We start from the raw sequence: 14,695 nt of genomic DNA on the forward strand, positions 1-14,695 counted from the left end.
ATCTTCAATAAGTTCCGTAACGCCTTTGTTTTTGTTCATCGCGCCGCAGACCGTTCATTTTCTCTCATTATAAGTCTGTTCACGATACGCACCACTTTCTGACAAGAAACATCTTTTTCCCGCAAGAAGAGTAACGCAACACAGGCTTTATTTCACCACAAAATCTGACGCTAACGATCTGCTTCGCAAAATAATTTCATTTATTTACCCTTCGTTTACCCCTGCCTGTGCGTTTAGTCATTGCAACTTCCATTAAAAAAAACGTGCGATATCTCGCATTCAGGTGCTATTCTGCCTCAACACTGTTTAGTAAATTAAACAACAATCATGAACACAACACCTGAACTTCATTGTGATGTACTGATCATCGGCAGCGGCGCTGCCGGTCTCTCTCTGGCGCTGCGTCTGGCTGAACATCAGAACGTTATCGTTCTGAGCAAAGGCCCGATAAGTGAAGGCTCTACATTTTATGCTCAGGGCGGCATTGCCGCGGTATTTGACGAAACCGACAGCATTGCGTCACATGTGGAAGATACGCTGATTGCCGGGGCGGGGATCGTGGATGCGCACGCGGCAGAGTTTGTCGCCAGCAATGCCCGCCATTGCGTTCAGTGGCTTATCGATCAGGGTGTTTTATTCGATACTCAGGTTCAGCCCAACGGTGAAGAGAGCTACCACTTAACGCGTGAAGGCGGCCATAGCCACCGCCGCATCCTGCACGCCGCGGATGCTACCGGAAAAGAAGTGGAAACCACGCTGGTCAGCAAAGCGCTGAACCATCCTAACATCCGGGTCCTTGAGCGGAGCAACGCGGTTGATCTGATCATTTCCGACAAGATAGGCCTGCCCGGCACGCGTCGCGTGGTGGGAGCGTGGGTCTGGAACCGTAATAAAGAGAAGGTGGAAACCTGTCAGGCGAAGGCTGTGGTGTTGGCTACAGGTGGCGCCTCTAAGGTGTATCAGTACACCACGAATCCGGATATCGCTTCCGGGGACGGAATCGCTATGGCCTGGCGCGCCGGCTGCCGCGTGGCGAATCTCGAATTTAATCAGTTTCACCCCACCGCCCTGTTCCACCCTCAGGCGCGAAATTTCCTGCTGACGGAAGCCCTGCGCGGCGAAGGGGCTTATCTGAAACGCCCTGACGGTACCCGCTTTATGCCGGACTTTGACGCCCGCGGTGAACTGGCGCCGCGTGATATTGTTGCCCGCGCCATCGACCACGAAATGAAGCGCCTTGGCGTGGACTGCATGTATCTCGATATCAGCCATAAGCCGGCAGAATTCATTCGCCAGCATTTCCCGATGATTTACGAAAAGCTGCTCAATCTTGGCATTGATTTAACACGCGATCCGGTGCCCATTGTGCCAGCCGCCCACTATACCTGCGGCGGCGTGATGGTTGACGATCACGGACGCACTGATGTAGACGGTCTGTATGCTATTGGTGAGGTCAGCTATACCGGGCTACACGGCGCGAACCGTATGGCGTCTAACTCGCTGCTTGAATGTCTGGTGTACGGCTGGTCAGCGGCGGAGGACATCACGAAGCGCATGCCTTACGCCCGTGAAACAGAGCGTTTACCGGCCTGGGATGAAAGCCGCGTGGAGAACCCGGACGAGCTGGTAGTGATCCAGCACAACTGGCACGAGCTACGGTTGTTTATGTGGGACTACGTTGGGATTGTGCGCACCACGAAACGTCTGGAACGCGCGTTGCGCCGCATTACGATGCTGCAGCAGGAAATTGATGAATATTATGCCCATTTCCGCGTCTCCAATAATCTGCTGGAGCTGCGCAATCTGGTGCAGGTTGCCGAGCTGATTGTTCGCTGCGCGATGATGCGTAAAGAGAGCCGCGGTTTGCACTATACACTCGACTACCCGGATCGGCTTGCTGAGTCCGGCCCGTCGATACTCGCCCCGCAGGTTTACATAAACAAATAAAACGCCTGGGTCAGAGCCGTGTAATCTTCGGAGTAACGCTGGTCTGGCCCACGGATCACCATACGGTCATTAAAACACTCACCCTCTTTTGGCGAAAGCGCCAGCAGCACGCGGTGCGGCAATCGGCCTTCTGTATCAGAGATGTCAGTTCGCAAACGTAACGTCCAGCCGATCTCCTGCGCGGTAGCGATAAACGTGTTGCCCGTACTTTCTGGCAGCACCACGCAGAAAAAGCCCTCTTCTGAGATAAGCTCAGCCGCGTTGACGAGCAGCGCTTTGTGATCGAGTGAACCGGTATAGCGCGCCTGTTCACGCTCCGGTGTACCGCACTCCACGCCGGGCTCGTAGTAAGGGGGGTTGCTGACAATCAGATCGTAACGCGCCGTCTGCTCTGGCGCCCAGGCCAGCACGTCCGCACACTTAACGGTTATCCGGTCAGCCCAGGGTGACTCGGCCGCGTTTTCACCCGCCTGCCCTGCGGCCTGCGCATCCAGCTCCACGGCATCAATAGTGACATGCTCTTCAGTACGCTGCGCCAGCATCAAGGCCACCAGCCCGCTGCCGGTACCGATATCAAGAATACGCTTAACACCTACGACAGGTGCCCATGCTCCCAGTAAAATGCCGTCTGTACCGACTTTCATGGCACAGCGATCGTGAGCGACAAAAAATTGTTTAAACGTAAAACCATCGCGGCGCAGCTGCGCTTTGAGTTGAGACATGTCAGGGCAACCTTCTAAGTGAAACTGGAGTAGCATAGGGGAAAGCGAAGTGGCCGCAAAGCGATATCCATACAAACAGATGAAGATTACAGCCGTAACGTCTATAATCAGCGCCCCACACAGAGGTAGAACATGACTGTAACGACTTTTTCCGAACTTGAACTCGATGAAAGCCTGCTCAATGCTCTTGAGAGCAAAGGCTTTACACGCCCGACCGCCATTCAGGCAGCGGCCATTCCGCCTGCGCTTGAGGGCCGCGATGTGCTCGGTTCTGCGCCAACCGGCACGGGGAAGACAGCAGCCTATTTGCTGCCTGTGTTGCAGCATCTGCTCGACTTTCCACGTAAAAAATCTGGCCCGCCGCGTATTTTGATCCTGACGCCTACGCGCGAGCTGGCCATGCAGGTTGCCGATCATGCGCGTGAACTCGCGGCGAATACGCATCTGGATATCGCCACCATCACCGGCGGCGTTGCGTATATGAACCACGCCGAAGTGTTCAGCGAAAACCAGGACATCGTCGTCGCGACGACGGGCCGCCTGCTGCAGTATATCAAAGAAGAGAACTTCGACTGCCGCGCGGTAGAAACGCTGATCCTCGACGAAGCGGACCGCATGCTGGACATGGGCTTTGCGCAGGATATCGAGCATATTGCAGGTGAAACGCGCTGGCGTAACCAGACGATGCTGTTCTCTGCCACCCTTGAAGGGGATGCGATTAAAGACTTCGCAGAGCGTCTGCTGGAAGATCCGGTGGAAGTCTCTGCGACGCCATCCACGCGAGAGCGTAAAAAGATCCACCAATGGTATTACCGTGCGGACAACCTTGAGCATAAGGTTGAGCTGCTCAAGCACCTGCTGAAGCAGGAAGACGCAACCCGCACTATCGTGTTTGTGCGTAAGCGCGAGCGCGTGCACGAGCTGGCTGAAATGCTGCGCAACGCCGGGATCAACAACTGCTATCTTGAAGGTGAGATGGCGCAGATCAAGCGTACCGAAGGCATTAAGCGCCTGACCGATGGCCGCGTTAACGTGCTGGTCGCAACAGACGTTGCCGCCCGCGGGATCGACATCCCTGACGTGAGCCACGTCATTAACTTCGATATGCCGCGCAGCGGAGATACCTACCTGCACCGCATTGGCCGTACCGGTCGCGCGGGTCGCAAAGGGATTGCAATTTCACTGGTTGAAGCGCATGACTACCTGCTGCTGCAGAAAATTGGCCGCTATGTTGACGAGCCGCTGAAAGCGCGCGTTATTGATGGCTTGCGCCCAACCACACGTGCGCCGAGTGAAAAAATGACGGGTAAACCGTCCAAGAAAGCGCTCGCGAAACGTGCTGAGAGAAAAGAGAAAGAAAAAGAGAAGCCGCGCGTGAAGCAGCGCCACCGCGATACCAAAAATATTGGTAAGCGTCGTAAGCCAAGCGCTGCCGCGCAGGAAACGAAGACTGAAGAGTAAGAAAAAGCCGGGGTAATCCCCGGCTTTTTTGTTCCCCCCCGTGGCTGAAGCCTTACAGGCTTTCAGTAAAGGTACGGGCGATAACGTCGCGCTGCTGTTCTGGAGTCAGTGAGTTAAAGCGAACCGCATAACCAGACACGCGGATAGTCAGCTGTGGGTATTTTTCCGGGTGCTCAACGGCATCCATCAGCGTTTCGCGGCGCAGCACGTTAACGTTCAGGTGCTGACCCCCTTCAACGCGCACTTCCGGCTGCACTTCCATTGGGATTTCACGGTATTCGATTTCGCCCAGTTTATTCACCGGTACGATTTCATCTTCAGCAAAACCCGCTTTCGCAACCACACAGCGCGCTTCATTTTTCTCGCTGTCCAGCAGCCAGAAAGAGTTGAGCAGATCGTCATTTGCCGCTTTGGTAATCTGGATACCTGTAATCATGTGTTGCCTCCCTTAGGCTACATTAACTGATGCTGGCCTTACGCGGCCAATTGGTAAAACCATTGTTTCTTGTGTGTATATATATCATTCACACCACGGCGATTTATTGATTTAAATCAACAAAAATACCAACCACATAAAGAGTGTGGTTGGTATTTATTGCTTTAGATCAATTTCACACCCCCATCGACTCAACTTAACCTGCATCATTTCAAAATAAATTTAACGACTTAGCACGCATTTCAGCGCGTAATTTTGCTCACAAGCGTTAAACAGGTAAGCTAGTGACAGATTGAGATTCGCAGGAGAGCGACATGACGACACCTTTAACCTGGCATGACGTGCTGGCAGAAGAAAAGCAGCAGCCTTATTTTATCAATACGCTCAGTACCGTTGCCGCTGAGCGTCAGTCCGGGCAAACGATTTATCCGCCGCAAAAAGATGTATTCAACGCGTTTCGCTATACCGAGTTGAGCGATGTGAAAGTCGTCATTCTGGGCCAGGATCCCTATCACGGCCCTGGGCAGGCGCACGGGCTGGCATTTTCCGTACGCCCAGGCGTGGCGATCCCCCCTTCTCTGCTCAACATGTATAAAGAGCTTGAGGGAACCGTGCCCGGGTTTAACCGCCCCAACCACGGTTATCTGGAAAGCTGGGCGCGCCAGGGCGTGCTGTTATTGAACACGGTGCTCACCGTACGGGCGGGCCAGGCGCACTCGCACGCCAGCCTTGGGTGGGAAACTTTTACCGATAAAGTTATCAGCCTTATCAACGAGCATCGTGAAGGGGTCGTGTTTTTACTCTGGGGTTCTCACGCGCAGAAGAAAGGGGCAATTATCGATCGTCAGCGTCATCACGTGTTGAAGGCACCGCACCCGTCACCGTTGTCTGCCCATCGCGGTTTCTTTGGCAGTAATCATTTTGTTCTGGCAAATGAATGGCTGGAAAAACGTGGCGAAACGCCAATTGACTGGATGCCTGTGTTACCGGCAGAGAGCGAGTAGGGTTTGAATGTGCCGGGTCAGGCCCGGCACATAAGAGGCTTATGCCTTATTCTGACGCCACCACTCGGCCAGCAGCACGCCGGTCGCAACGGATACGTTCAGACTTTCCACATTGCCCGTCCCGTCGATGGAGACGCTCAGATCCGAACTGGAGAGCGCCGCATCAGACAGACCATCGCGTTCCTGACCCAACACCAGCACCATCTTGCGCGGCAGCGTCGCTTTAAACAGCGGCGTACCGGCATGGCTGGATGTGGTCACGATGGAATAGCCCGCTTTACGGAACTGCTCGAGGGCATCCAGAACGCTGTCGCCGGTGATCGGCTGTACGTGCTCGGCTCCGCCTTCCGCAGTACGGATCGCGGCGCCGGATTCCAGCAGCGCGGCATCCTGCAGCAGCACGCCCTTCACGCCAAAATGCGCGCAGCTGCGCATCATTGCGCCCAGGTTGTGCGGGTTGCCCACGTCTTCCAGCGCCAGCACGCAGTCATCGGCATCTGCCTGGCTGACCCACTGCTGAACTGTCGTGCCGTTACGTTTTTTAATCAGGAAGCAGACGCCGCCGTGGTGCTCGGTACCGGACGCTTTTGTCAGTTCAGCATCATCAACCACGTGGTAAGCTTTGCGGTTCGCGGCCATCCAGCGCAGCGCTTCTTTAAAGCGCGGGGTCACGCTCTGGATAAACCAGGCGCGGACGATACACTCAGGACGGCTCTGGAACAGCGCCTGGCAGGCGTTCTCGCCATATACGCGGGTCTCTTCCGCGCGCTGACGACGCAGCACTTCCGGGTCGATAAAGCTTTTACCGCTGATACCGCCGTGATCGGCTTTTTCCGGCGTCTCATCGCCAGGGGCGCGAGAAACGGTGCGCCACGGAGAGGCGTTATCACGTGAGAAGTCATCACGCGGACGGTCATCGCGCTTGCGATCGTCACGCTTGCGGTCATCACGTTTGCGGTCATCACCGCGGTTATTTCTGTCATCGCGGGCGGGGCGACGGCCACCGTCTGCACGAGAGGACGCTGGACGCCCGCCACCTTTTCCGGTACGCGGATTTTGGGTGCGTTTATCAGAGTCATCATCACTGCGGACATACATCACTTTGACCTTGCCGCTTTTGTTTTTCATTTCGTCGTTCATGCTTTTCTCCACCAGCGCTGCGCGAAGCGCGCAGATTACCCGATGTGCCAGCGCATAGCCATAATTTCGTACAAAAGCCTGTGACTATTGTTCCCATTGAATAAAACGCATTGTCGTTTCATACAGGCTCACTGATAATATGTAACATATCAGAAACATTATCGGCGTTCTGCCGCTGTCCCACGGCTCTATCAGAGGTTAGTTATGAATACCGTATGTGCCAACTGTCAGGCTTTAAACCGCATTCCGGACGATCGGATGGATGACGGTGCGAAATGCGGACGTTGTGGCCATGAATTGTTTGATGGCGATGTCATTAACGCGACGGGTGCTACGCTGGACAAACTCCTCAAGGACGATCTCCCGGTGGTGGTCGATTTCTGGGCGCCATGGTGCGGTCCGTGCCGCAGCTTCGCGCCAATCTTCGAAGATGTGGCCGAAGAGCGCAGCGGAAAAATGCGGTTCGTTAAGGTTAATACCGAGGCCGAACGCGAGCTAAGCGCACGTTTTCGTATTCGCAGTATCCCGACCATCATGATTTTCAAAAATGGTGAAGTGATCGATATGCTCAACGGTGCGGTTCCAAAAGCACCTTTTGATAGCTGGTTAAACGAATCGCTGTAACATTCCCGGGGCACACCTTGTGCCCCGTTCCCGCCTCTGCGAAAATAGGGTTTTTCCTCCATTTCGCCCATGACTGATAACGCTGTCCTTAAATTACGCGCCGAACGCCTTGCGCGCGCGACTCGCCCCTTTCTTGCTCGTGGCAATCGCATACGTCGCTGTCAGCGCTGCCTGCTGCCGCTGAAGGTGTGTCTGTGCGAGACGCTGGCCCCAAGTACTGCGGAGAGCCGCTTTTGTCTGGTCATGTTCGATACCGAGCCGATGAAGCCCAGTAATACGGGGCGTCTTATTGCCGATATTCTGCCGGATACCGCCGCGTTTCAGTGGTCGCGCACTGAGCCACCTCAGGCTCTGCTCGACCTGGTGGCAAGCCCGGACTACCAGCCGATGGTGGTTTTCCCGGCATCTTATGCGGGAGAACAACGTCAGGTCCTTACCGCGCCGCCATCAGGGAAACCACCGCTGTTTATTATGCTGGACGGTACCTGGACCGAAGCGCGGAAAATGTTTCGCAAAAGCCCTTACCTCGACGCTCTGCCGGTTATTTCTGTCGATCTTTCCCGCGTCTCGGCCTACCGCCTGCGCGAAGCGCATGCTGACGGGCAATACTGCACTGCCGAAGTAGCCATTGCGCTACTGGATTTAGCAGGAGATACCGCTGCAGCTGGCGCCCTGGGCAACCATTTCTCATGCTTCCGGGAGCGCTATCTGGCGGGAAAAACCGTTCATAAGGGCAGCATCACAGCAACGGAGACAGAAAGCGTTTAAAATCATCAGGTCGCTTGCATTCACAGGAGGCCTGCATGAGCCAGAGAGGGTTAGAAGCGCTACTCCGTCCTAAATCCATTGCCGTCATCGGCGCATCAATGAAACCGGATCGTGCAGGCTATCTGATGATGCGCAACCTGCTGGCCGGAGGATTTAACGGTCCCGTTATGCCCGTCACGCCGTCTTATAAGGCCGTTCAGGGCGTGCTTGCCTGGCCGGACGTGGAGAGCCTGCCTTTCGTACCGGATCTCGCCGTTCTGTGTACAAACGCCAAACGCAATCCGGAACTGCTGGAGTCACTCGGCAAGAAAGGGTGTAAAACCTGCATTATTCTCTCGTCTCCGCCTGAACAGCAGCCCGAACTGCTGGCCTGCGCCAGCCGCTATCAGATGCGCATTCTCGGGCCGAACAGCCTGGGTCTGCTCGCGCCCTGGCAGGGGCTGAACGCCAGCTTCTCCCCGGTGCCGATCCGTAAAGGCAAGCTGGCGTTTATCTCGCAGTCGGCTGCGGTCTCAAACACCATCCTTGACTGGGCGCAGCAGCGTGAAATGGGATTCTCCTACTTCATTGCTCTGGGCGACAGCCTGGATATTGACGTTGACGAACTGCTGGATTTCCTGGCGCGAGACAGCAAAACCAGCGCAATCCTCCTTTATCTTGAGCACCTGAGCGACGCCCGTCGTTTTGTTTCCGCTTCGCGTAGCGCATCGCGCAATAAACCGATCCTCGTTATCAAAAGCGGTCGCAGCCCTGCGGCACAGCGTCTGCTGCAGTCTCATTCCGGTATGGATCCGGCCTGGGATGCTGCCATTCAGCGCGCGGGGTTGCTGCGGGTGCAGGATACACACGAGCTTTTTTCCGCCGTTGAGACGTTGAGCCACATGCGTCCGCTGCGCGGCGAGAAGTTAATGATTGTCAGCAATGGCGCGGCCCCTGCCGCGCTGGCGCTGGATGAGCTTTGGCTGCGTAACGGCAAGCTGGCCACGCTGGGTGAAGAGACGCTGCAACGCCTCAGAGAGGCGCTTCCGGCAAGCGTGACGCCCGGCAATCCGCTTGATTTGCGCGATGATGCCAGCAGCGATCGCTATATCAGGGCAATCTCCATTTTGCTGGACAGCCAGGATTTCGATGCGCTGATGATTATCCACTCCCCCAGCGCGGCCGCGCCGGGCAGTGAAAGCGCGCGGGCGCTGATTGAGGTGGTACGAAATCATCCGCGCGGCAAATATGTCACCCTGCTGACCAACTGGTGCGGTGAGTTTTCCTCTCAGGAGGCGCGACGCTTGTTCAGTGAAGCCGGACTGCCAACCTACCGCACGCCGGAAGGCACCATCACGGCATTTATGCATATGGTGGAATATCGCCGCAACCAGAAACAGCTGCGTGAGACACCTGCCTTGCCCGGAAACCTGACGGCGAACACCGTCGACGTTCATCGGCTGTTACAGCAGGCCATTGAAGAAGGCGCGACCTCGCTTGATACGCATGAAGTGCAGCCCATACTGGGCAGCTACGGGATGCAAACTCTGCCAACCTGGATCGCCAGCGACAGCGCTGAGGCCGTACATATAGCCGAACAGATTGGCTACCCGGTCGCCCTTAAGCTTCGTTCCCCCGATATCCCGCATAAGTCTGACGTTCAGGGGGTCATGTTGTACCTGCGTACGGCAACGGAGGTGCAGCAGGCAGCCGATGCCATTTTCGATCGCGTCAAAATGGCCTGGCCGCAGGCCCGGATCCACGGACTGCTGGTGCAAAGCATGGCTCACCGCGCGGGCGCCCAGGAACTGCGGGTGGTGGTTGAACACGATCCTGTCTTCGGCCCGCTCATTATGCTGGGGGAAGGCGGCGTTGAGTGGCGTCCAGAGGAACAGGCCGCGGTGGCGCTACCGCCGCTGAACATGAATCTGGCGCGCTATCTGATCATTCAGGCGATTAAAAGCAAAAAGATCCGTGGCCGCAGCGCCCTGCGTCCGCTCGATATTGCCGGGTTGAGTCAATTCCTGGTGCAGGTGTCTAACCTGGTTGTAGATTGTGCGGAGATCCAGCGGCTGGATATCCATCCGCTGCTCGCCTCCGGCACTGAGTTTACGGCGCTGGACGTAACGCTGGATATCGCGCCATTTGAAGGGGACAGAGAGAGCCGCCTGGCGATCCGTCCGTATCCTCTGCAGCTGGAGGAGTGGGTCGAGATGAAGAATGGGGAACGCGCCCTGTTCCGCCCTATTCTGCCGGAAGATGAACCGCAGCTGCGTGCCTTTATTTCTCAGGTTACGAAAGAAGATCTCTATTATCGCTACTTTAGCGAAATCAACGAATTTACCCACGATGATTTAGCCAATATGACCCAGATCGACTACGATCGAGAGATGGCGTTTGTCGCCGTTCGACGTTCCGATCGGGGCGATGAGATCCTCGGCGTGACGCGCGCAATTTCCGATCCGGATAACATTGACGCGGAATTTGCTGTGCTGGTGCGCTCCGATCTTAAAGGCCTGGGTCTGGGCAGACGACTGCTGGAAAAACTCATCAGTTATACGCGAGATCACGGATTGTTACGCCTGAATGGCATTACTATGCCGAACAATCGCGGTATGGTGACCCTGGCGCGAAAACTCGGATTTGACGTTGATATTCAGCTGGACGAAGGTATTGTCGCCTTATCCCTCGGCCTGACACCGGCAGACAAACCCGAGTAAGCTACTGGAAATGTTACCCACTTTGGACGGGACTGGTGGTATCATTGTCCGCTTATGTTGTTTGCATGGTACAGACAACCCTTCAATGAACAGAGAAGAAACGCACTGTGATGTTGTCAAAATTTAAGCGTAATAAACATCAACAACACCTTGCTCAACTACCGAAGATTTCTCAGTCAGTTGATGATGTAGAGTTCTTTTACGCTCCCGCTCATTTTCGGGAGACGCTTCTGGAAAAGATTGCCAGTGCCACGCGACGCATTTGCATTGTGGCCCTGTATCTTGAACAAGATGAAGGCGGGCGTGCGATCCTGAACGCGCTCTATGAAGCCAAGCGTCAGCGTCCGGAGCTGGATGTTCGCGTGCTGGTTGACTGGCATCGCGCCCAGCGTGGCCGTATTGGCGCGGCCGCTTCAAACACCAATGCAGACTGGTATTGCCGCACGGCGCAGGAAAATCCTGGCGTCGATGTACCTGTTTATGGCGTCCCGGTGAATACCCGCGAAGCGCTCGGCGTCCTTCATTTTAAAGGATTCATCATCGATGACAGCGTGCTTTACAGCGGCGCAAGCCTCAATGATGTCTATCTGCATCAGCTCGATAAATATCGCTATGACCGCTACCATCTGATCCGTAATCCTCAGATGGCCGATATCATGTTTAACTGGGTTGATAAAAACCTGGTACATGGCCGTGGCGTTAATCGCCTTGACGATCCCGAGCGCCCTAAGAGCCCGGAAATCAAAAACGATGTTCGCGCCTTCCGCCAGGAGCTCCGCGATGCTGTTTACCATTTTCAGGGCGACGCAAACAACGAAGAGTTATCCGTTACTCCGCTGGTTGGGCTTGGCAAATCAAGCCTGCTGAATAAAACGATCTTCCATCTGATGCCGTGCGCGGAGCAAAAGCTCACCATCTGCACGCCGTACTTTAACCTTCCTGCCGTACTGGTGCGTAATATCATTCAGCTGCTGCGCGATGGTAAAAAAGTGGAAATTATCGTCGGGGATAAAACGGCGAACGACTTCTTCATTCCTGAAGATCAGCCGTTCAAAATCATCGGTGCGCTGCCTTATCTTTATGAAATTAACCTGCGCCGCTTCCTGAGCCGTTTACAGTATTACGTAAACACTGACCAGTTGGTTGTGCGTCTGTGGAAAGATGAAGACAACAGTTACCATCTGAAAGGTATGTGGGTCGACGATGAGTGGATGCTGCTGACCGGTAACAACCTGAACCCGCGCGCGTGGAGACTGGATCTGGAAAACGCGATCCTGATCCATGACCCGCAGCATGAGTTAGCCGCACAGCGTGAGCGTGAACTGGAGTTGATTCGCACGCACACCACGGTGGTTAATCATTACCGCGAGCTGCAGAGCATTGCCGATTATCCGGTGAAAGTTCGCAAGCTGATTCGCCGCTTGCGTCGTATCCGTATTGACCGACTTATCAGCCGAATTCTGTAATGTCCAGGCCCTGTTACCCGCAGGGCTTTTTTATGGAGCCCGTTGATGCGTATTCCTCTGTTACTGAGCGCTTTCTTTCTGACTGGCTGCAGTCATATGGCCAATGATAGCTGGTCCGGTCAGGACAAAGCACAACACTTCCTCGCTTCCGCTATGCTGTCTGCAGCCGGTAATGAGTACGCGCAGCATCAGGGATACAGCCGGGACCGTAGCGCGGCGATAGGGTTGATGTTCTCAGTGGGCCTTGGGGCATCAAAAGAACTATGGGATAGCCGCCCCGCAGGGAGCGGCTGGAGCTGGAAAGATTTCGCCTGGGATGTAGCCGGCGCAACAACCGGCTACGCCGTCTGGCAGATGGCACATTATTAAAGGCGGATACCTTTTCCTTTGCGATGCAGCATCAGCGAGACAATAAACGCCAGCGCTCCCATTACGGTGACATACCAGAAGAAGGTCGTTTCACTGCCCCACGACTTAAGCGATAGCGCGACATACTCCGCCGAACCGCCAAACAGGGCATTCGCGACCGCATAAGAGAGGCCAACACCCAGCGCCCTCACCTGTGCGGGAAACATTTCCGCTTTCAAAATGCCGCTGATTGCCGTGTAAAAACTGATAATAATGAGTGCCACCATGATCAGCGCGAAAGCGGCATACGGCGACGTTGTCTGCTGTAGCGCAGTCAAAAGCGGAACGGTACCCAGGGTGAGCATGCCGCCAAAGATCAGCATGGAGGTGCGGCGACCTATTTTGTCCGACAGCGCGCCGACAATCGGCTGGATAAGCATAAAGACGAGTAACGCCACCGTCATAACGACGCTCGCAACGTTTGCATGCATGCCCGTGGTGTTAACCAGATATTTTTGCATGTAGGTGGTAAAGGTATAGAAACTTAGCGAGCCCGCGGCGGTAAAACCTAACACCATCAAAAATGCTTTGCGGTTTCGCCAGAGCCCCTTCATCGAGCCCGCCTCTTTCAGCGCCCTGACCTCCTGTTGAGAGGTTTCATCAAGCTGACGGCGTAGCCACAGGGCGACAACCGCCAGGGCAGCGCCCATAGCAAACGGGATGCGCCAGCCCCAGGCGTGCAGATCTTCATCGCTAAGGATTTGTTGCAGGATCACCACAACCAGTAATGCCAGCAGCTGTCCGCCAATGAGGGTCACATACTGGAATGATGCATAGAAACCTTTTCGGCCTTCAACCGCCACTTCGCTCATGTATGTCGCACTGGTGCCGTATTCCCCACCGACCGACAGCCCCTGGAACAGACGTGCCAGCAGCAGCAACGCGGGTGCCCATGTTCCGATAGTGTCATATCCGGGCAGGCAGGCAATCACCAGCGAGCCGACGCACATCATGCATACGGAGATGAGCATGGAGGTCTTGCGCCCTTTTCTGTCTGCGATCCTGCCGAACAGCCATCCACCGATAGGGCGCATCAGGAACCCGGCGGCAAAAACGCCTGCGGTTTGCAGAAGCTGAGTGGTGGTATTCCCGGACGGGAAAAAGATATGCGCAAAGTAGAGTGAACAGAATGAATAGACGTAAAAGTCAAACCACTCTACGAGGTTCCCCGAGGAGGCCCCAACGATTGCCCAAACCCGACGACGGGTATCCTTACCTGCCAAATTGGTGTTATCCGTATCTGCACTGGCTACGGTTTCTGTCATTTTAAAATCCTCTGTCTCACATTGCGGGCCATTGCCCACAAACAGTAAAACCGGATTTAAAACGAATCGTTAGGTAAATAAAATGTTTCTAATATGTTTCATTACGTTTTGTGAACTCGATCAGGTCTCGAATTATTAGCGGACGTAGTAATTATCCCCACTTCTGCTGATGCGCCTTTTTTCGCTGCAAATAATCTTCATCTGCACGAATTTTATCCCACCACTTTTTGAAGACCGCGGCGGCTTCGGCTTTTACGGGATCGCAATCCAGCTGTTTTACCTGGCGCTTCTCATCGTACTTTTTACCGCCTTTATGATTGGCGTATCGCCTGGCGCGCGTATAGCCCATCTGAATGAATTTACGCGCCATATCCATACCCACAAAGTCGTTTTGCTGACGATATTCTTCAAACAGGGCGTAAATTTCTTTTGCCGATCGCGCTGCCACTTCAGCATCTTTGTATCGCCAGTGCGGAAGGATCTCGCTTTTGTAAGGTTCCACCATGAGCACACCCTGCTCTCCCCGCCCCACCTGATACAGCTCTGCATGGTCACGGAAATTAATGTTGGCAAAATCTTTTTGGTAATCAAAGGGACGTGTCAAAGCGGCACCATTGTTAAAATCGTTTTAACAATTGTAGGCACGGTCAGGCGGTGCCGCCATCCGGTATTTTCCGGCGCACAAAGCAAAAAACCCCGCACCTTACGGTACGGGGTTCTTCTTGATTGATGCCTGGCAGTTCCCTACTCTCACA

General features: G+C 54.7%; 13 protein-coding genes. 8 read left to right on the top strand and 5 right to left on the bottom strand.

The genetic code is table 11. From position 1 onward, the window contains the following. The first annotated feature begins 327 nt into the window (after positions 1-327). Entirely contained in the window at positions 328-1,947 is a 1,620-nt protein-coding gene (gene nadB, locus AC2FAJ_RS19045; RefSeq protein ID WP_045630975.1) for an L-aspartate oxidase, read from the top strand. On the opposite strand, the gene trmN is transcribed toward nadB, so the two are convergent. Next, the gene (gene trmN, locus AC2FAJ_RS19050; RefSeq protein ID WP_309257432.1) at positions 1,932-2,669 is read right to left on the bottom strand and encodes a tRNA(1)(Val) (adenine(37)-N(6))-methyltransferase TrmN; all 738 of its coding nucleotides are present in this window, start codon (positions 2,667-2,669) and stop codon (positions 1,932-1,934) included. The two genes, nadB and trmN, sit on opposite strands and share 16 nt — an antisense overlap. A 132-nt stretch (positions 2,670-2,801) precedes the next feature. Here trmN and srmB point away from each other — a divergent pair, with 132 nt between their 5' ends. After that, entirely contained in the window at positions 2,802-4,130 is a 1,329-nt protein-coding gene (gene srmB, locus AC2FAJ_RS19055) for an ATP-dependent RNA helicase SrmB (RefSeq protein ID WP_041908660.1), read from the top strand. A gap of 52 nt (positions 4,131-4,182) precedes the next feature. On the opposite strand, the gene grcA is transcribed toward srmB, so the two are convergent. Further along, entirely contained in the window at positions 4,183-4,566 is a 384-nt protein-coding gene (grcA, locus tag AC2FAJ_RS19060) for an autonomous glycyl radical cofactor GrcA (protein ID WP_006176733.1), read from the bottom strand. Positions 4,567-4,880: 314 nt separating this feature from the next. Here grcA and ung point away from each other — a divergent pair, with 314 nt between their 5' ends. After that, the gene (gene ung / locus AC2FAJ_RS19065; protein WP_485454412.1) at positions 4,881-5,570 is read left to right on the top strand and encodes a uracil-DNA glycosylase; all 690 of its coding nucleotides are present in this window, start codon (positions 4,881-4,883) and stop codon (positions 5,568-5,570) included. A 39-nt stretch (positions 5,571-5,609) separates the two neighbouring features. Here the strand turns inward: ung and AC2FAJ_RS19070 are convergent, their stop codons facing one another. Next, positions 5,610-6,710 (bottom strand): tRNA/rRNA methyltransferase, encoded by a 1,101-nt coding sequence (locus AC2FAJ_RS19070; RefSeq protein ID WP_041908658.1) that lies wholly within the window; start codon positions 6,708-6,710, stop codon positions 5,610-5,612. A gap of 204 nt (positions 6,711-6,914) precedes the next feature. On the opposite strand from AC2FAJ_RS19070, the gene trxC reads away from it, so the two are divergent. From trxC to AC2FAJ_RS19095, 5 genes are all read left to right on the top strand, one after another. Beyond that, complete coding sequence (gene trxC, locus AC2FAJ_RS19075) at positions 6,915-7,334, top strand: thioredoxin TrxC (protein WP_028014108.1); 420 nt, start codon at positions 6,915-6,917, stop codon at positions 7,332-7,334. Positions 7,335-7,403: 69 nt separating this feature from the next. Beyond that, positions 7,404-8,102, top strand: coding sequence for a tRNA-uridine aminocarboxypropyltransferase (tapT, locus tag AC2FAJ_RS19080; protein ID WP_045260163.1), 699 nt, complete (start codon positions 7,404-7,406; stop codon positions 8,100-8,102). A gap of 35 nt (positions 8,103-8,137) precedes the next feature. Beyond that, the gene (locus tag AC2FAJ_RS19085) at positions 8,138-10,801 is read left to right on the top strand and encodes a bifunctional acetate--CoA ligase family protein/GNAT family N-acetyltransferase (protein WP_485454413.1); all 2,664 of its coding nucleotides are present in this window, start codon (positions 8,138-8,140) and stop codon (positions 10,799-10,801) included. Between the two features lie 110 nt (positions 10,802-10,911). Next, on the top strand, positions 10,912-12,267 hold the full coding sequence (gene pssA / locus AC2FAJ_RS19090; RefSeq protein WP_023331103.1) for a CDP-diacylglycerol--serine O-phosphatidyltransferase: 1,356 nt from the start codon (positions 10,912-10,914) through the stop codon (positions 12,265-12,267). A 45-nt stretch (positions 12,268-12,312) separates the two neighbouring features. Continuing rightward, positions 12,313-12,636, top strand: coding sequence for a YfiM family lipoprotein (locus AC2FAJ_RS19095; RefSeq protein WP_045260160.1), 324 nt, complete (start codon positions 12,313-12,315; stop codon positions 12,634-12,636). Here AC2FAJ_RS19095 and AC2FAJ_RS19100 read toward each other — a convergent pair. Continuing rightward, on the bottom strand, positions 12,633-13,940 hold the full coding sequence (locus tag AC2FAJ_RS19100) for an MFS transporter (RefSeq protein WP_041908648.1): 1,308 nt from the start codon (positions 13,938-13,940) through the stop codon (positions 12,633-12,635). The genes AC2FAJ_RS19095 and AC2FAJ_RS19100 overlap by 4 nt on opposite strands. Positions 13,941-14,091: 151 nt before the next feature. Then, positions 14,092-14,544 (bottom strand): DUF4385 domain-containing protein, encoded by a 453-nt coding sequence (locus tag AC2FAJ_RS19105; RefSeq protein ID WP_485454414.1) that lies wholly within the window; start codon positions 14,542-14,544, stop codon positions 14,092-14,094. Positions 14,545-14,695 lie beyond the last annotated feature (151 nt).

It is taken from the genome of Enterobacter cloacae complex sp. 385G4, assembly GCF_057320665.1.

Bases quoted from the DNA above. Each gene is read 5' to 3' on its own strand.
- ung (WP_485454412.1), top strand. From the start codon at position 4,881: ATGACGACACCTTTAACCTGGCATGACGTGCTGGCAGAAGAAAAGCAG.
- AC2FAJ_RS19095 (WP_045260160.1), top strand. From the start codon at position 12,313: ATGCGTATTCCTCTGTTACTGAGCGCTTTCTTTCTGACTGGCTGCAGT.
- AC2FAJ_RS19085 (WP_485454413.1), top strand. From the start codon at position 8,138: ATGAGCCAGAGAGGGTTAGAAGCGCTACTCCGTCCTAAATCCATTGCC.
- trxC (WP_028014108.1), top strand. From the start codon at position 6,915: ATGAATACCGTATGTGCCAACTGTCAGGCTTTAAACCGCATTCCGGAC.
- grcA (WP_006176733.1), bottom strand. From the start codon at position 4,566: ATGATTACAGGTATCCAGATTACCAAAGCGGCAAATGACGATCTGCTC.
- tapT (WP_045260163.1), top strand. From the start codon at position 7,404: ATGACTGATAACGCTGTCCTTAAATTACGCGCCGAACGCCTTGCGCGC.
- pssA (WP_023331103.1), top strand. From the start codon at position 10,912: ATGTTGTCAAAATTTAAGCGTAATAAACATCAACAACACCTTGCTCAA.
- AC2FAJ_RS19100 (WP_041908648.1), bottom strand. From the start codon at position 13,940: ATGACAGAAACCGTAGCCAGTGCAGATACGGATAACACCAATTTGGCA.
- AC2FAJ_RS19070 (WP_041908658.1), bottom strand. From the start codon at position 6,710: ATGAACGACGAAATGAAAAACAAAAGCGGCAAGGTCAAAGTGATGTAT.
- trmN (WP_309257432.1), bottom strand. From the start codon at position 2,669: ATGTCTCAACTCAAAGCGCAGCTGCGCCGCGATGGTTTTACGTTTAAA.
- srmB (WP_041908660.1), top strand. From the start codon at position 2,802: ATGACTGTAACGACTTTTTCCGAACTTGAACTCGATGAAAGCCTGCTC.
- nadB (WP_045630975.1), top strand. From the start codon at position 328: ATGAACACAACACCTGAACTTCATTGTGATGTACTGATCATCGGCAGC.